The organism is Streptomyces sp. SGAir0957, assembly GCF_043523415.1.
Window position 1 is genome coordinate 6,885,569 of the sequence record NZ_CP027293.1, and the last position, 16,188, is coordinate 6,901,756.

General features: G+C 72.8%; 15 protein-coding genes. 12 read left to right on the forward strand and 3 right to left on the reverse strand.

Going from position 1 to position 16,188, the window contains the following annotated elements; translation table 11 throughout:
* The first annotated feature begins 181 nt into the window (after positions 1 to 181).
* From C1N81_RS36070 to C1N81_RS36095, 6 genes are all read left to right on the forward strand, one after another.
* Positions 182 to 505, forward strand: coding sequence for an integration host factor (locus C1N81_RS36070; RefSeq protein ID WP_026246651.1), 324 nt, complete (start codon positions 182 to 184; stop codon positions 503 to 505).
* A 61-nt stretch (positions 506 to 566) separates the two neighbouring features.
* Positions 567 to 1,124, forward strand: coding sequence for a guanylate kinase (gene gmk, locus C1N81_RS36075; RefSeq protein ID WP_394435558.1), 558 nt, complete (start codon positions 567 to 569; stop codon positions 1,122 to 1,124).
* A 50-nt stretch (positions 1,125 to 1,174) separates the two neighbouring features.
* Positions 1,175 to 1,447 (forward strand): DNA-directed RNA polymerase subunit omega, encoded by a 273-nt coding sequence (gene rpoZ / locus C1N81_RS36080; protein WP_005319902.1) that lies wholly within the window; start codon positions 1,175 to 1,177, stop codon positions 1,445 to 1,447.
* Positions 1,448 to 1,540: 93 nt separating this feature from the next.
* Positions 1,541 to 2,773 carry a bifunctional phosphopantothenoylcysteine decarboxylase/phosphopantothenate--cysteine ligase CoaBC gene (gene coaBC / locus C1N81_RS36085; RefSeq protein ID WP_394435560.1) on the forward strand — a complete coding sequence of 411 codons (1,233 nt, stop codon included), beginning with the start codon at positions 1,541 to 1,543 and terminating at the stop codon, positions 2,771 to 2,773.
* Positions 2,774 to 2,984: 211 nt separating this feature from the next.
* Positions 2,985 to 4,193 carry a methionine adenosyltransferase gene (metK, locus tag C1N81_RS36090; RefSeq protein WP_394435561.1) on the forward strand — a complete coding sequence of 403 codons (1,209 nt, stop codon included), beginning with the start codon at positions 2,985 to 2,987 and terminating at the stop codon, positions 4,191 to 4,193.
* A gap of 106 nt (positions 4,194 to 4,299) precedes the next feature.
* Positions 4,300 to 6,417, forward strand: a complete 2,118-nt coding sequence (locus C1N81_RS36095) for a primosomal protein N' (protein WP_394435562.1) — start codon at positions 4,300 to 4,302, stop codon at positions 6,415 to 6,417.
* Positions 6,418 to 6,497: 80 nt separating this feature from the next.
* On the opposite strand, the gene C1N81_RS36100 is transcribed toward C1N81_RS36095, so the two are convergent.
* Complete coding sequence (locus C1N81_RS36100; protein WP_394435563.1) at positions 6,498 to 7,040, reverse strand: hypothetical protein; 543 nt, start codon at positions 7,038 to 7,040, stop codon at positions 6,498 to 6,500.
* A 245-nt stretch (positions 7,041 to 7,285) separates the two neighbouring features.
* On the opposite strand from C1N81_RS36100, the gene fmt reads away from it, so the two are divergent.
* Positions 7,286 to 8,215 carry a methionyl-tRNA formyltransferase gene (gene fmt, locus C1N81_RS36105; RefSeq protein WP_394435564.1) on the forward strand — a complete coding sequence of 310 codons (930 nt, stop codon included), beginning with the start codon at positions 7,286 to 7,288 and terminating at the stop codon, positions 8,213 to 8,215.
* A gap of 122 nt (positions 8,216 to 8,337) precedes the next feature.
* A complete protein-coding gene (locus tag C1N81_RS36110) occupies positions 8,338 to 9,804 on the forward strand; it encodes an RsmB/NOP family class I SAM-dependent RNA methyltransferase (protein ID WP_394435566.1) in 1,467 nt (488 codons plus the stop codon).
* Here C1N81_RS36110 and C1N81_RS36115 read toward each other — a convergent pair.
* Positions 9,778 to 11,928, reverse strand: coding sequence for an MMPL family transporter (locus C1N81_RS36115; RefSeq protein ID WP_394435567.1), 2,151 nt, complete (start codon positions 11,926 to 11,928; stop codon positions 9,778 to 9,780). The genes C1N81_RS36110 and C1N81_RS36115 overlap by 27 nt on opposite strands.
* A gap of 181 nt (positions 11,929 to 12,109) precedes the next feature.
* Here C1N81_RS36115 and rpe point away from each other — a divergent pair, with 181 nt between their 5' ends.
* The 4 genes from rpe to C1N81_RS36135 all read left to right on the forward strand — a co-directional run bounded on the left by rpe (position 12,110) and on the right by C1N81_RS36135 (position 15,785).
* On the forward strand, positions 12,110 to 12,793 hold the full coding sequence (gene rpe / locus C1N81_RS36120; protein WP_394435568.1) for a ribulose-phosphate 3-epimerase: 684 nt from the start codon (positions 12,110 to 12,112) through the stop codon (positions 12,791 to 12,793).
* A 165-nt stretch (positions 12,794 to 12,958) separates the two neighbouring features.
* Positions 12,959 to 13,939 carry a sugar-binding transcriptional regulator gene (locus C1N81_RS36125; RefSeq protein WP_394438460.1) on the forward strand — a complete coding sequence of 327 codons (981 nt, stop codon included), beginning with the start codon at positions 12,959 to 12,961 and terminating at the stop codon, positions 13,937 to 13,939.
* On the forward strand, positions 13,932 to 14,186 hold the full coding sequence (locus tag C1N81_RS36130) for a barstar family protein (RefSeq protein ID WP_394435570.1): 255 nt from the start codon (positions 13,932 to 13,934) through the stop codon (positions 14,184 to 14,186). Before C1N81_RS36125 ends, C1N81_RS36130 begins: the two co-directional genes overlap by 8 nt.
* Before the next feature lie 156 nt (positions 14,187 to 14,342).
* Complete coding sequence (locus C1N81_RS36135) at positions 14,343 to 15,785, forward strand: GuaB1 family IMP dehydrogenase-related protein (protein ID WP_394435571.1); 1,443 nt, start codon at positions 14,343 to 14,345, stop codon at positions 15,783 to 15,785.
* Positions 15,786 to 15,816: 31 nt separating this feature from the next.
* Here C1N81_RS36135 and C1N81_RS36140 read toward each other — a convergent pair whose 3' ends face one another.
* Positions 15,817 to 16,182 carry an ATP-binding protein gene (locus tag C1N81_RS36140; protein ID WP_394435572.1) on the reverse strand — a complete coding sequence of 122 codons (366 nt, stop codon included), beginning with the start codon at positions 16,180 to 16,182 and terminating at the stop codon, positions 15,817 to 15,819.
* Positions 16,183 to 16,188 lie beyond the last annotated feature (6 nt).

A 16,188-nucleotide genomic window follows, 5' to 3' on the forward strand; every position in this document is an offset into this window, starting at 1 on the left:
CTGACCGATTTGCGGGTCGTTTTGTCGGAAATGCGCGGCTCCATAGAGGCTGACCAGGACTTTTCGTTCGTTCTCGCTGACTCAGGCGGCCCAGGCCGCTAGTCTCCGTCGAGAGGTGTGGGGCGACTAGGTTCCTCACCGGTCCGTATCCGACAGTTTCGACATCCGAGGTGACGTAGGCGTGGCTCTTCCGCCCCTTACCCCTGAACAGCGCGCAGCCGCGCTCGAAAAGGCCGCCGCGGCTCGCCGGGAGCGGGCCGAGGTGAAGAATCGACTCAAGCACTCCGGCGCCTCCCTCCACGAGGTCATCAAGCAGGGCCAGGAGAACGACGTCATCGGCAAGATGAAGGTCTCCGCCCTCCTGGAGTCCCTGCCGGGCGTGGGCAAGGTCCGCGCCAAGCAGATCATGGAGCGTCTCGGGATCTCCGAATCCCGCCGGGTGCGCGGTCTCGGTTCCAACCAGATCGCCTCCCTGGAGCGCGAGTTCGGCAGCACCGGAGCCTGAGGCCATGGGCCGGCCCCCGGGCTGGTCCGGGGCACTCCGGAACAACTGGAATAATCGCTGCATGAGTGAACGTCCGCGGCTGACCGTGCTCTCCGGCCCCTCGGGGGTCGGCAAGAGCACGGTCGTCGCTCATATGCGCAAGGAACACCCCGAGGTCTGGCTCTCGGTGTCGGCGACGACCCGCAAGCCGCGCCCCGGCGAGAAGCACGGGGTCCAGTACTTCTTCGTCACCGACGAGGAGATGGACAAGCTGATCGCCAACGGCGAGCTCCTGGAGTGGGCCGAGTTCGCGGGGAACCGCTACGGGACCCCGCGCGGCGCCGTGCTCGACCGCCTGGAGGCGGGCGAGCCGGTGCTGCTCGAGATCGACCTCCAGGGTGCTCGCCTGGTCAGGGAGTCGATGCCCGAGGCGCAGCTGGTCTTCCTCGCCCCGCCGAGCTGGGACGAGCTGGTCCGCCGGCTCACCGGGCGCGGCACCGAGGCGCCGGAGGTCATCGAGCGCCGCCTCGAGGCCGCGAAGGTGGAGCTGGCCGCCGAGGCGGAGTTCGACACGACCCTGGTCAACACCTCCGTCGAGGACGTGGCGCGTGAGCTGCTAGCCTTGATGAAGGTTCTTTGATCTTTACCCCAGTCGGGACCCCGGTCCCGGCCCCCATCGGAAGGCAGAGAGTGTCCTCTTCCATCACCGCGCCCGAGGGCATCATCAACCCGCCGATTGATGAGCTGCTCGAAGCCACCGACTCGAAGTACAGCCTGGTCATCTACGCCGCCAAGCGCGCGCGTCAGATCAACGCGTACTACTCGCAGCTCGGTGAGGGTCTCCTCGAGTACGTCGGCCCGCTGGTGGACACGCACGTCCACGAGAAGCCGCTCTCGATCGCCCTTCGCGAGATCAACGCGGGTCTGCTGACGTCCGAGGCCATCGAGGGCCCGGCGCAGTAAGTCCGTCAGCTTTTCCCCAGGCCCGACAGCCCGTCTGTCGGGCCTGTGGTGTGTCATGGAGCCGTACGTTCGTCGAAATGCAGGGGAGAGCCGGTGTCGTCCAAGCCCAAGGTCGTGCTCGGGGTCAGCGGTGGCATCGCCGCCTACAAGGCGTGTGAGCTGCTGCGCCGCCTGACCGAGTCCGGCCATGACGTGCGCGTCGTCCCCACCGACTCCGCGCTGCACTTCGTCGGCGCCGCCACCTGGTCCGCGCTCTCCGGCAACCCGGTCTCCACCGAGGTCTGGGAGTCCGTCCACGAGGTGCCGCACGTGCGGATCGGCCAGCACGCGGACCTCGTGATCGTCGCCCCGGCCACCGCCGACATGCTCGCCAAGGCCGCCCACGGCCTCGCCGACGACCTGCTCACGAACACGCTGCTCACCGCCCGCTGTCCGGTGGTCTTCGCGCCCGCCATGCACACCGAGATGTGGGAGCACCCGGCGACGCAGGAGAACGTGGCGACGCTGCGCCGCCGCGGCGCCCTCGTCATCGAGCCCGCCGTCGGCCGCCTGACCGGCGTCGACACCGGCAAGGGCCGCTTCCCCGACCCGGTCGAGATCTTCGAGTACGTACGCCGGGTCCTGGCGCGCGGCGCCGACGCGGCCACCTCCGACCTGGCCGGTAAGCACGTCGTGGTCAGCGCGGGCGGCACCCGCGAACCCCTCGACCCGGTCCGCTTCCTCGGCAACCGCTCCTCGGGCAAGCAGGGCTACGCGCTGGCCCGCACCGCCGCCGCGCGCGGCGCCCGGGTGACTCTTCTCTCCGCGAACGCGACGCTGCCCGACCCGGCGGGCGTCGACGTCGTCCACGTGGGCACGGCCGTGCAGCTGCGGGAGGCGGTCCTGAAGGCGGCGGCGGACGCCGACGCGGTGGTGATGGCGGCGGCGGTCGCCGACTTCCGCCCCGAGACCTACGCGACCGGAAAGATCAAGAAGAAGGACGGCGAGGAGCCCGCCCCGATCGCGCTCGTCCGCAATCCTGACATCCTCGCCGAGGTGTCCGCCCACCGCGCCCGCGAGGGCCAGGTGGTCGTCGGCTTCGCCGCCGAGACCGACGACGTCCTCGCCAACGGCCGCGCCAAACTCGCCCGCAAGGGCTGTGACCTGCTCGTCGTCAACGAGGTCGGGGAGCGCAAGACCTTCGGCGCCGAGGAGAACGAGGCCGTGATCCTGGGCGCCGACGGCAGCGAGACGCCCATCCCGTACGGTCCGAAGGAGGCGCTCGCGGACCGGATCTGGGACGAGGTCGTCCCGCGTGTCGACCGACGTGTCGACCGGCGTGTCTGAAAACCCGCCGATTCCGGGCGCCCAGTAGTCTTCCGGAGACGGTTCATCGTGACGCAGAATGCCGTGTCGCAGGTCACAGCCCTCCCAAGGGGCGAGATTCGTGGTCCGGCGACCGAGCGCGACCGATAAACTGAACTCGGACACCGCCGGGCGCAGCTCCCGGCAGTCCAACAATGATCAGCCAGCAGCCGCTGCAACCACAGGGAGCGTTGTGTCCCGTCGCCTGTTCACCTCGGAGTCCGTGACCGAGGGTCACCCCGACAAGATCGCTGACCAGATCAGCGACACCATTCTCGACGCGCTGCTGCGCGAGGACCCCACGTCCCGCGTCGCCGTCGAGACGCTGATCACCACCGGCCTGGTGCACGTGGCCGGCGAGGTCACGACCAAGGCGTACGCGCCGATCGCGCAGCTGGTGCGCGAGAAGATCCTCGAGATCGGCTACGACTCCTCGAAGAAGGGCTTCGACGGCGCCTCCTGCGGCGTCTCGGTCTCCATCGGCTCGCAGTCGCCCGACATCGCGCAGGGTGTCGACACGGCGTACGAGAAGCGCGTCGAGGGCGATGAGGACGAGCTCGACAAGCAGGGCGCCGGCGACCAGGGCCTGATGTTCGGCTACGCGTGCGACGAGACGCCGGACCTCATGCCGCTCCCGATCCACCTGGCGCACCGCCTGTCGCGCCGCCTGTCCGAGGTCCGCAAGAACGGGACGATCCCGTACCTGCGCCCCGACGGCAAGACCCAGGTCACCATCGAGTACGACGGCGACAAGGCCGTCCGCCTCGACACCGTCGTCGTCTCCTCGCAGCACGCGAGCGACATCGACCTCGACTCGCTGCTCGCCCCCGACATCCGCGAGTTCGTCGTCGAGCCCGAGCTGAAGGCGCTCATCGACGACGGCATCAAGCTGGAGACCGAGGGCTACCGCCTCCTCGTCAACCCGACGGGCCGGTTCGAGATCGGCGGCCCGATGGGCGACGCGGGCCTCACCGGCCGCAAGATCATCATCGACACCTACGGGGGCTACGCCCGCCACGGCGGCGGCGCCTTCTCCGGCAAGGACCCGTCCAAGGTCGACCGCTCCGCCGCGTACGCGATGCGCTGGGTCGCGAAGAACGTCGTCGCCGCCGGTCTCGCCGCGCGCTGCGAGGTCCAGGTCGCCTACGCGATCGGCAAGGCCGAGCCGGTCGGTCTCTTCGTGGAGACCTTCGGCACGAACACGGTCGACACGGACAAGATCGAGTCCGCGATCTCCGAGGTCTTCGACCTCCGCCCGGCCGCGATCATCCGCGACCTCGACCTGCTGCGCCCGATCTACTCCCAGACGGCCGCCTACGGTCACTTCGGCCGCCCGCTGCCCGACTTCACGTGGGAGAAGACGGACCGCGTGGACGCGCTGCGCAAGGCCGCGGGCGCCTGAGCACCGCTTTCCCGGCTCTTGGGGCCCGGCTCTCCTTCGGGAGGGCCGGGCCCCGGCGCTTTTCCCGGGCCCCGCGCTGTCGGTGCCCTCTGGTAGGAATGCAGCTGTGAGCAGCGAGAACGACACCCCCGAGCAGCCGGAGCAGCTTGCGCTCATTCGGGAGAGCGTGCGCAGGGCGAAGGCGCCGAAGGCGAAGCCGCGCACATGGCGGGGGGCGGCGCTCGCCAAGGAGCTGCCGGTGGCCCGGGTCCTCGTCGACAAGGGCGTGCTCCACCTCGACCGGTACTTCGAGTACGCGGTGCCGGAGGAGTTGGACGAGGTCGCGCAGCCGGGTGTGCGGGTCCGGGTGCGGTTCGGGGCCGGGTCGAAGAACGTGCGGGACGGGCGGCGCGAGGGCGGCGGCCTGATCGACGGGTTCCTCATCGAGCGGGTCGCCGAGGCCGAGTACCAGGGGCCGCTCGCCGCGCTCGCCCAGGTCCTCTCGCCCGAACCCGTCCTGGACGCCGAGCTGTTGGGCCTCACCCGGGCCGTCGCCGACCGGTACGCGGGCAGCCTCGCGGACGTGCTGCAACTGGCGGTGCCGCCCCGGCACGGCAAGGCGGAGGCGCGGGAGTTCCCGGCGCCGCCGCCCGCGCCGCCCGCTCCCGAACCGGGGTCGTGGCAGCGGTACGAACGCGGGGCCGATCTTCTCGCGTCCCTGGCCGCAGGGGGTGCGCCGCGCGCCGTGTGGACCGCGCTGCCCGGACCCGAGTGGGCCGGGGAGATCGCGCGGGCCGTGCAGGCGACTCTCGCGTCGGGGCGCGGGGCGCTCGTGGTCGTCCCGACCGTACGTCTCGCGGCACGGGTCGATGCCGCGCTGCGGGAGGCGCTGGGGGAGGGGCAGCACGCGCTGCTCACCGCCGACGCGGGCCAGCAGCGGCGGTACTCCGAGTGGCTCGCCGTGCGGCGGGGCGCCGTGCGGGCCGTGGTCGGGACGAGGGCCGCCATGTTCGCCCCCGTACGCGACCTCGGGCTCGTCGTGGTGTGGGACGACGGGGACGCGCACCACAGCGACGACCGGGCGCCGTTCCCGCATGTGCGCGAGGTCCTGGAGCTGCGGGCCACGCGGGACAAGTGCGCCTTCCTGGCCGGGAGTTGGAGCTGCACCGTCGAGGCCGCGCAGCTCGTGCGCAGCGGGTGGGCCGCCGCGGTGGCCGCGCCCAGGGAGGCGGTGCGGCGCGTCGCCCCCCTCGTACGGACCGTCGGCGATCTGGACGTCGCGCGGGACGAGGCGGCGCGGGCCGCCCGGCTGCCCAGCCTGGCCTGGGACGTGGCGCGGGCCGCGCTGCGGGACGGCCCGGTTCTCGTGCAGGTGCCCCGGCGCGGCTATGTGCCGCGCCTCGCGTGCCAGCGGTGCCGTGAGCCCGCCCGGTGCCGGCACTGCGCGGGCCCCCTTGAGGCGCGGGAGGCGACCGGCGTCCTGGCCTGCGGATGGTGCGGCCGCGAGGAGGCGAACTGGCACTGCGCGGAGTGCGGCGGGACCCGTCTGCGGGCCCAGGTCGTCGGAGCGCGGCGGACGGCCGAGGAGCTGGGCCGCGCCTTCCCGGCGGTGCCGGTCCGCACGTCGGGGCGTGAGCAGGTGCTCGACACGGTGTCCGCGGCGCCCGCGCTGGTCGTGAGCACGCCGGGGGCGGAGCCCGTCGCCGAGGGCGGGTACGCCGCCGCGCTGCTCCTCGACGGGTGGGCCATGCTCGGGCGGCCCGACCTGCGGGCGGGGGAGGACGCGCTGCGCCGCTGGATCGCCGCGGCCGCCCTTGTCAGGCCCCAGGAGGCGGGCGGCACCGTCGTCGTCATGGCCGAGCCGACGCTGCGCCCCGTGCAGGCCCTGGTCCGCTGGGACCCGGCCGGGCACGCGGTGCGCGAGCTGGCGGACCGGGCCGAGCTGGGCTTTCCGCCGGTCTCCCGGATGGCGTCGGTGAGCGGGGCGCCGGAGGCGCTGCACGACTTCATCGGCGCGGCGGGGCTGCCGCCGGACGCGGAGGTCCTCGGCCCGGTGCCGCTGCCTCCCGCGCGGCGGACGGGGACGGCGCCGCCCGAGGAGCCGGGCGAGCGGTATCTGGTCCGGGTGCCGCCGGGCAGCGGCGCCGCGCTGGCCCGCGCCCTGAAGCAGGCGCAGGCGGCGCGGATGGCCCGGGGCGGGACGGATCCGGTGCGGGTGCGGGTGGACCCGCCGGACATCGGATGACAGTGGCTCGGCCGGCGCAGGGGTGAACACGCCGCTGCCTCCCCGCCGGTGTGCGGGGAGGCAGCGAGGAGCGTGCGGCGTCAACCGTTGCGCGGGCCGGGGAAGGCGTTCGGCCGGACCTCGTCGCGCAGGCCCTGGCTGCCCGCGGTCGGCTGGGTCGGCATGGCGCGGGCGGCCGGCACCGACGGCAGCGGGCCCGTGGCCAGCGGCAGGGCGGGGCGCTGCGAGGTGGGCGTGTCGCCGGCGCGCTCGGCGTCGGCAGCCGCCTGGGCGACCGCCCTGCGGGCCCCGTACCGGCGGTGGACCGCCTGCTTGGTGACGCCGAGGGCGGAGCCCACGGCGTCCCAGGAGAAACCCAGCGAACGGTCGAAGTCCACGGCCGCGGTCACCAGGGTCTCGACACTGTCCCGCAGCTCCTGGGCGAGGCGGACGGTCGGTGCGGGCGCCCGCCCGTAGACGACGAAGCCGGCGGCGGGGCCGGAGCGGCGCGGCCGGTAGACGTTGCCGAGCTGTGCGGTGAGGGTGCGCAACGCGTCCACCTGCCGGCGGACCCGCTCGATGTCCCGCACCAGCAGGTGCAGGCTGGCCCGTGCCTGGGCGTCGTGGGTTGCGTGGTCGGCCATGTACAAGCCTCTCGAACCGGCGAATGAGAACGGTCGGGCCGCGCACGCAGCAAGCGACAGCTTCCGCTGACGATGGAGTGAGCACGACCCCTGGTCTGGTCAACTCTTTCTTGACCAACGCGCCATCCTGTGAGGGGTCACGCTGTTGCGGTGTATCCGTTCCCGTGCGGGGCGCGTGTTCCGGCGCGCGCCCCATAGACTGGTGCGCTGCCCGTGACCCTGCCCCGAGAGGCCGTTAGCCACCGATGAAGCTCGTCTTCGCCGGCACCCCCGAGGTCGCCGTTCCCGCTCTGGACGCACTGATCGCCTCCGACCGGCACGAGGTCGCCGCCGTCGTCACCCGGCCCGACGCGCCCGCGGGCCGTGGCCGCCGCCTCGTCGCGAGCCCGGTCGCCGAGCGGGCCGAGGAGGCCGGCATCGAGGTGCTCAAGCCGGCCCGGCCGCGCGACGAGGACTTCCTCGCCCGGCTGCGCGAGATCGGCCCCGACTGCTGCCCGGTCGTCGCCTACGGCGCGCTGCTCCCGAAGGTCGCGCTCGACGTGCCCGCCCACGGCTGGGTGAACCTGCACTTCTCCCTGTTGCCCGCCTGGCGCGGCGCGGCCCCCGTGCAGCACGCGATCATGGCGGGCGACGAGATCACCGGCGCCTCCACCTTCCTCATCGAGGAGGGCCTGGACTCCGGGCCCGTCTACGGCACGGTGACCGAGCGGGTCCGCCCCACGGACACCAGCGGCGACCTGCTGACCCGGCTCGCCTTCGCGGGCTCCGGGCTGCTCGTCGCCACGATGGACGGCATCGAGGACGGCGCGCTCAAGGCGGTGCCGCAGCCCGCCGACGGCGTCTCCCTCGCCCCGAAGATCACCGTCGAGGACGCCCGGATCGACTGGGCCGCGCCCGCGCTCCGCGTCGACCGGGTGGTGCGCGGCTGCACGCCCGCGCCCGGCGCGTGGACCGAGTTCCGCGGCGAGCGCCTGAAGGTGCGCACCGCCGTGCTCGCCCCCGACCGCACCGACCTGGCCCCGGGCGAGCTGGGCGTCGGCAAGAAGAACCTGTACGTGGGCACCGGCTCGCACGCCGTCGAGCTGCTCTGGGTGCAGGCCCAGGGCAAGAAGCCGATGGCCGCCGCCGACTGGGCGCGCGGGGTCCGCGTCACGTCCGGCGAACAGCTCGGCTGAGCCGCCGCCCGGACACCCGTGGCCTGCACGTACGCTGGGAGGGTTCCTTTCGGCGTACGCGCACCAGGTACGCCCGTACGACCTCTGCGTACTCCATGTACGACCCCACCAGCGGAGCACTTTTGAGCGACCAGCCGACCCCGTCGAACCGCCGTCCCCAGCAGCCCGGCAGGTCCGGTAAGCCCGGCAGACCCCACCGCCGCCCGAAGAAGGACGCGGTGCGCATCCTCGCGTTCGAGGCGCTGCGCGCGGTCGACGAGCGGGACGCCTACGCCAACCTCGTGCTGCCGCCGCTGCTGCGCAAGGCGCGGGAGAAGGAGGGCCCGGAGAAGTTCGACGGCCGGGACGCGGCGCTCGCCACCGAGCTGGTGTACGGGACGCTGCGCCGCCAGGGCACCTACGACGCGATCGTGGCGGCCTGCATCGACCGGCCGCTGCGCGAGGTCGACCCGCCGGTGCTCGACGTCCTGAACATGGGCGTGCACCAGCTGCTCGGGACACGCATCCCGACCCACGCGGCGGTCTCCGCCTCCGTGGAGCTGGCCCGGGTCGTGCTCGGCGACGGCCGCGCCAAGTTCGTCAACGCCGTGCTGCGCAAGGTGTCCCAGCACGATCTCGACACCTGGCTCGACAAGGTCGCGCCGCCCTACGACGAGGACCCCGAGGAACATCTCTCCGTGGTGCATTCGCATCCGCGATGGATCGTCTCCGCGCTGTGGGACTCGCTCGGCGGCGGCCGCGCCGGGATCGAGGACCTCCTCGAGGCGGACAACGAGCGGCCCGAGGTGACACTCGTGGCGCGCCCCGGGCGGATCACCGCCGATGACGTGCTGGCCGAGGTCGGCGAGGAGTCCGGCCTCCCGGGCCGCTGGTCCCCGTACGCCGTCCGGCTCACCGAGGGCGGGGAGCCGGGCGCGCTCGACGTCGTGCGCTCGGGCCGGGCCGGGGTGCAGGACGAGGGCAGTCAGCTCGTCGCCCTCGCACTCGCGAACGTGCCCGTGGAGGGCCGGGACGAGAAGTGGCTCGACGGGTGCGCGGGCCCCGGCGGCAAGGCAGCGATGCTCGCCGGGCTCGCCGCCGGGCGCGGGGCGACGCTGCTCGCCGCCGAGAAGCAGCCGCACCGCGCGGGGCTCGTCGCGAAGGCGCTGCACGGGAACCTGGGGCCTTACCAGGTGATCGCCGCCGACGGGACCCGGCCGCCGTGGGGGCCGGGCACCTTCGACCGGGTCCTGGTGGACGTGCCCTGCACGGGGCTCGGCGCCCTGCGGCGGCGGCCCGAGGCGCGCTGGCGGCGCCGCCCGCAGGATCTGGAGGGGTTCGCGCCGCTCCAGCGCTCGCTGCTTCGGATGGCGCTCGAGTCCGTGCGGGTCGGCGGTGTCGTCGGCTACGCGACCTGCTCGCCGCACCTGGCGGAGACCCGGGCCGTCGTCGACGACGTGCGCAAGTCCGTCGGCGGGACCGAACTCGTGGACGCGCGGCCCTTCCTGGAGGGTGTGCCCGCCGTGGGTGACGGGCCCGACGTGCAGTTGTGGCCGCACCTGCACGGCACCGACGCGATGTACCTAGCGCTGATCCGGCGCACCGCCTGAGGTCCTGGCGAGGGCGCTGGGCCACCACACGCGTGGCCCGGCGTCCAGGAACAGCGCCGTCACCAGGACCGAGCGCACGATGAACGTGTCCAGGAGGACGCCGAGCGCCACCGCGAAGCCGATCTCGGCGAAGGCCACCATGGGCAGCGTGCCCAGGGCGAGGAACGTGCCGGCGAGGACCAGGCCCGCCGAGGTGATCACCGCGCCGGTCGCGGACAGGCCCGTGACGACGCCGGCCCTGGTGCCCTGACGGGCGGCCTCCTCGCGGATGCGGGTGGTCAGGAAGATGTTGTAGTCGATGCCGAGCGCCACCAGGAACACGAAGACGAACAGGGGGAAGTCCGTCGACTCGCCCGCGTAGTCGAAGAGATGGCGGAAGGCGAGCGCGCTCACGCCGAGCGCCGCGGCGAAGGACAGCACGACCGTCCCGATGAGCAGCAAGGGTGCGATCACGGCGCGCAGCAGCAGCCCGAGGATCAGCAGCACGACCACCAGGACCAGCGGGATCACCAGTTCGTTGTCGTGGGCGGTCGCGCGGTCCATGTCGAGCAGGGTCGCCGAGCCGCCGCCCACCCGAGCGTCCGCGTCCGGTACGGCGTGCACCGCGTCCCGCACCCGCTGCACGGTGTCCCTTGCCGCCTGGCTGTCGGACGGTGCCGTGGTCGTCGCCTCGAACAGGATCCGCCCGTCGTGCTCGCGCGCGGTGCCGGGCGGGACGGTGATGCTCCGGGCCACGACACCGTCGGTGGTGGCGACCGCGCGCCGCACCTGCCCGCCCCGCTCGCTGTTGGCGATGATGACGAGCGGGTCGCCCGTGCCCGCCGGGAAGTACTTCTCGGAGATCTCCTGGCCCTTGATCGAGTCCGGCTTGTCCGTGAACGAGTCGGCGTTGCTGATGCCCTCCGCCCGCAGTTGCAGCAGGCCGAGGGAGAGGACGGCCAGGGCGATCGCCGTCGCGGACCACACCAGGCGCGGGCGGTGCGCGATGCGCCGGCCGATCCGCGACCAGACGCCGCGCTCGGTGGGTTCGGCCGAGCCCAGGTGCGGCACGACCGGCCAGAACAGCCAGCGCCCGAACACTACGAGCAGGGCGGGGAACAGGGTCAGCATGGCGAGGAGGCCGATGGCGACGCCGATCGCGGCGACCGGGCCGAGGCCGCGCGTGGAGTTCATCTCGGCGGTGAGCAGCACCAGCATGCTGCAGACGACGGTCGCGCCGGAGGCGAGGACCGCGGGGCCCGCCCGGTGCAGGGCCAGCGCCATCGCCTCGTGCCGGTCCTCGTGGCGGCGCAGCTCCTCCCGGTACCGGGCGACCAGGAGCAGCGCGTAGTCCGTCCCCGCGCCGAACACGAGGACGGTGAGGATGCCCGCGCTCTGCCCGTTCACCGTCAGGCCCGCGTGCGTGGCGAGGAGGTAGATGAGCGCCTGCGCGGTGAACAGGGCCGCCACCACGCTCACCACCGGCACGATCAGCAAGGTGGGGCTGCGGTAGGTGAAGAGCAGGATCACGATGACGATGCCGAGCGCGGAGAGCAGCAGGGTCGAGTCGATGCCCTCGAACGCCTTCGAGAAGTCCGCCGACGTGCCGCCGGGGCCCGTGATGTGGATCGTGAGGCCGTCCACCGACGTGCCGGTCCTGTCCCGGATGGAGTCGACCGCGGGCGCGATCCGCTCCCAGCCCTTCTCGTCCATCGTGATGGGTACGGCGATCTGCGCGGCGGACGGGCCCACCCGCTTGTCGAGGACGGGGCCGACGGTCTGTGCGCCGCGCAGGCCGTGGTCGTCGAGCTGCCGGAGCCGGCGGGCGTCGGCGGCGATCCGGGCCCGGTCCGCCACGGTGAGTCCGCCCTCGCGCGCGTAGACGACGATCGCGGGGATGGTCTCCGGCCTGAAGTCCTTGGAGAGGTCGAGCACTTGGGTCGACTCGGCCGAGCCCGGCAGCCACGACTGGGCGTCGTTGTCCTGCGCGTCGGTGAGTTTCTGGGCGAGCGGTGCCACCCCGACCAGGATCACCAGCCACAGCAGGAGCACCAGCCATTTGCTGCGCCGCCCGCACACCAGCCAGGCGACGCCGCGCCGCGGTGCGGGCTTCGTGGTCCGGGCATCGGTCTGTACGTCCGCCATGGCGCGCCCCCCGCTGCGTCGTGCGCGGTGATCTGTCCATATCCCTGAACGTGTCGTCGAACGTGTCGTCGCGGCCCTCAGGCGGCCCACCATGGCACGGGAGGGCACGGCTCGGCATCGGTTCCGGCCGGGGGTCCCGGCCGGGGCGGAGGGAGGGCCCGGTCCATGGCAGGGTGGGGGCATGGCTCAGATCAACCCCAGCATCCTGTCCGCGGACTTCGCGCGCCTCGCCGACGAGGCAAAGGCCGTCGAGGGCGCCGACTGGCTCCATGTCGATGTCATGGACAACCACTTCGTCCCCAACCTCACGCTCGGGGTGCCGGTCGTAGAGTCGCTGGCGCGGGCGACGGACACCCCGCTGGACTGCCATCTGATGATCGAGAACCCCGATCAGTGGGCGCCGCAGTACGTCGAAGCGGGTGCGGGTTCCGTCACCTTCCACGCGGAGGCGGCCGGGGCCCCGGTCCGCCTCGCGCGCGAGATCCGCGCCAAGGGCGCCCGCGCCTCCATGGCGCTGAAGCCCGCGACGCCGATCGAGCCGTACGAGGATCTGCTCCCCGAGCTCGACATGCTGCTGATCATGACGGTCGAGCCGGGCTTCGGCGGCCAGGCGTTCCTCGACATCATGCTGCCCAAGATCCGCAGGACCCGGCAGCTCATCGCCAAGCACGGCCTCGAACTGTGGCTCCAGGTCGACGGCGGCGTCTCCGCCAAGACGATCGAGCGGTGCGCCGAGGCGGGCGCGGACGTCTTCGTCGCGGGCTCGGCGGTCTATGGCGCCGACGACCCGGCGGAAGCGGTACGTGCATTGCGCACCCAGGCGGAGAGCGCCACGGCAGCCGCGCCCTGGGCGTGCGACCACTGAGCCACGGATACGTGAACGCCCGTCATCAGGGCTGATCAAGCCCGAAGGATCTGCGAGGATGAGCCGCGTATCCAGGTTGTGAACGCAGTGAGTCGTGCAGAAGAGCAGAAGAGCAGTGAGGAGATCGCCGTGTCCGCATCATCGGCAGGTCGGTCAGCCCTGCGGATGGGACCCGCGGAGCTGGTGCAGGCGGCGGCCATGGCCCGTCGCTTCTACCTAGAGGGCAAGTCCAAGATCCAGATCGCCGAGGAGTTCGGCGTCAGCCGCTTCAAGGTGGCCCGGGTCCTGGAGACGGCCCTGGAGCGGGATCTCGTACGCATCGAGATCCGGGTCCCGGCCGAGCTGGACGCCGAGCGCTCCGACGCGCTGCGCGCCCGTTACGGCCTGCGGCACGCGGTCGTCGTCGAGTCGCCCGCCGAGGCCGAGGAGTCGCCCGACCCGGAGAACCTCGGCGAGGTCGCCGCCGATCTCCTCGGCGAACTGGTGACCGAGGGCGATGTCCTCGGCCTCGCCTGGGGCCGCTCCACCATCCACATGGCCGCCGCCCTCGACCGGCTCCCGCCGTGCACCGTCGTGCAGCTCACGGGCGTGTACGACGCCGGGACCGCCGAGCGCGGCTCGGTCGAGGCCGTCCGCCGGGCCGCGCAGGTCTCCGGCGGCGACGCGCACCCCATCTACGCGCCCATGCTGCTCCCCGACGCCGCCACCGCGACCGCGCTGCGCAACCAGACCGGTATCGCCCGCGCCTTCGAGTACTTCGACAAGGTCACCGTCGCCTGTGTGTCGATCGGCTCGTGGGAGCCCGGCATCTCCACCGTGCACGACATGCTCAGCGACGAGGAGCGCGCCCACTACGCGTCCCTCGGTGTCGCCGCCGAGATGTCCGCGCACCTCTTCGACGCCCAGGGCCGCCGCGTCGGCCGGGACCTCGGCGAGCGGTGCATCACGGTCGAGGCGGACCGGCTGCGGCGGATACCGGAGGTCGTCGCCATCGCGGGCGGCCAGCGCAAGGCCGCCGCCATCGACGCCGTACTCCGCTCGGGGCTCGTGACCAGCCTGGTCACCGACACCGCCGCGGCCGACTTCCTGCTCGCCGCCGGGTCCACGCCGCGCCCCGCGCTCCAGCGCACGGACCCGGATGACTGACAGGGTCGTGCTCGGCCTGGAGGGGGCCGGGGACAAGGCCGCGTTCATGGAGCGCTGCGCCGTCGCGCTCGCCCTGCCGGACTGGTTCGGGCGGAACTGGGACGCGCTGGCCGACGTGTTGCGCGGGCGCCGGCTCGTGCTCGTCGTGACCGGCTGGGAGGCGTTCGCCGAGCGGTGCCCGCAGGACTGGGCGACGGCCCGGGCGGTGTTCGCCGAGGCGCCCGCCGTCGAGCTGCGCCTCGGCTGACCGGCCCACCTTGGATGATCGTCCGAGCCGGGCCGCCGACCTTGGGAGGTTCGGCCCGGAGACGGCTTCGACGCGCCCGTGGGAAAATGAAGTACGTGCTTTGTGCCCCGGAGGGTTCCTCCAGGGGACCCCTTCTACCGACTGGGATGTCCGCACGTGCGTTTCCTCAATGACATCAAGCCCGCGTACGACCTGACGTACGACGACGTCTTCATGGTGCCGAGCCGGAGCGCCGTCGGCTCCCGCCAGGCCGTGGACCTCTCCTCGCCGGACGGTACGGGCACCACGATCCCGCTGGTCGTCGCCAACATGACCGCGATCGCCGGGCGCCGCATGGCCGAGACCCTGGCCCGCCGCGGCGGCCTCGTCGTCATTCCGCAGGACATCCCGATCGAGGTCGTCACCGAGGTCATCTCCTGGGTCAAGACCCGCCACCTGGTGCTCGACACCCCGATCATCCTCGCGCCGGGCCAGACGGTCGCCGACGCCCTCGCGCTGCTTCCCAAGCGCGCGCACAACGCGGGCGTGGTCGTCGACGACGAGCTGCGCCCCGTCGGTGTCGTTACCGACGAGGACCTGACCGGCGTCGACCGCTTCACCCAGCTGTCCGAGGTCATGTCCCGCGACCTGCTGCTGCTCGACGCGGACATCGACCCGCGCGACGCCTTCAACAAGCTCGACGGCGCCAACCGCCGCTACGCCCCGGCCGTCGGCAAGGACGGCAAGCTCGCCGGCATCCTGACCCGCACGGGCGCCCTGCGCGCCACGCTCTACACCCCCGCCACCGACGCCGAGGGCAAGCTGCGCATCGCCGCCGCCGTCGGCATCAACGGCGACGTGGCGGGCAAGGCCAAGCAGCTCCTCGACGCGGGCGTCGACACGCTCGTCATCGACACCGCGCACGGCCACCAGGAGTCGATGATCAGCGCGATCAGGACCGTGCGGGCGCTCGACCCGCAGGTGCCGATCGTGGCGGGCAACATCGTCGCCGCCGAGGGCGTCAAGGACCTGATCGAGGCGGGCGCCGACATCATCAAGGTCGGTGTCGGACCCGGCGCCATGTGCACCACCCGCATGATGACCGGCGTCGGCCGCCCGCAGTTCTCCGCCGTCCTGGAGTGCGCCGCCGAGGCGAAGAAGTACGGCAAGCACGTCTGGGCCGACGGCGGTGTCCGCCACCCGCGCGACGTCGCCATGGCGCTCGCCGCGGGCGCGTCCAACGTGATGATCGGCTCCTGGTTCGCCGGGACCTACGAGTCCCCGGGCGACCTCCAGCACGACGCGCAGGGCCGCGCCTACAAGGAGTCCTTCGGCATGGCGTCCGCGCGCGCCGTGAAGAACCGCACCTCCGACGAGTCCGCCTACGACCGGGCCCGCAAGGCGCTGTTCGAGGAGGGCATCTCCACCTCCCGGATGTTCCTCGACCCGCAGCGTCCGGGCGTCGAGGACCTGATCGACTCGATCATCGCGGGCGTCCGCTCGTCCTGCACCTACGCGGGCGCCAACTCGCTGGAGGAGTTCGAGGAGCGGGCGGTCGTCGGGATCCAGTCCGCCGCCGGTTACGCCGAGGGCAAGCCGCTGCACGCCAGCTGGAGCTGATGTCCTGAAGGGGCGGCGCGGGAGGTACCGGTCACAGGGTCGGCGCCGCCCACGCCGCCTCGATGCGTTTGCCGCCGGGCGCCGGGAGCACCGCGAGCCGCTCGGCGAGCCGTTCCACCATGTGCCAGCCGAATCCGCCGCCGCCGCCCATGTCGGGCGTGCGCGGCACCGGCGGGCGCGGGTCGCCGTCCTCCACCGTCACCGCGAGGCCGTCCTCGTCGACCCGCAGGTGCAGGCGCGCGAAGGTGCCGGTGTGCCGTGAGGCGTTGGTGACCAGCTCCGAGACGACGAGCAGGACCGCGTCGGCGTCGGCCCACGGACAGTGCTCGGCGAGGAACCGGGCAGCCGCGCCCCGGGCCTGTGTCCCCGTGACGGGGCCGTCCACCACGATCTCCATAGTCGT

Coding starts and splice junctions, on each gene's coding strand:
- gmk (WP_394435558.1), top strand. CDS start 567: ATGAGTGAACGTCCGCGGCTGACCGTGCTCTCCGGCCCCTCGGGGGTC.
- C1N81_RS36100 (WP_394435563.1), bottom strand. CDS start 7,040: ATGGCCGACCACGCAACCCACGACGCCCAGGCACGGGCCAGCCTGCAC.
- fmt (WP_394435564.1), top strand. CDS start 7,286: ATGAAGCTCGTCTTCGCCGGCACCCCCGAGGTCGCCGTTCCCGCTCTG.
- C1N81_RS36115 (WP_394435567.1), bottom strand. CDS start 11,928: ATGGCGGACGTACAGACCGATGCCCGGACCACGAAGCCCGCACCGCGG.
- rpe (WP_394435568.1), top strand. CDS start 12,110: ATGGCTCAGATCAACCCCAGCATCCTGTCCGCGGACTTCGCGCGCCTC.
- C1N81_RS36125 (WP_394438460.1), top strand. CDS start 12,959: ATGGGACCCGCGGAGCTGGTGCAGGCGGCGGCCATGGCCCGTCGCTTC.
- C1N81_RS36130 (WP_394435570.1), top strand. CDS start 13,932: ATGACTGACAGGGTCGTGCTCGGCCTGGAGGGGGCCGGGGACAAGGCC.
- C1N81_RS36140 (WP_394435572.1), bottom strand. CDS start 16,182: ATGGAGATCGTGGTGGACGGCCCCGTCACGGGGACACAGGCCCGGGGC.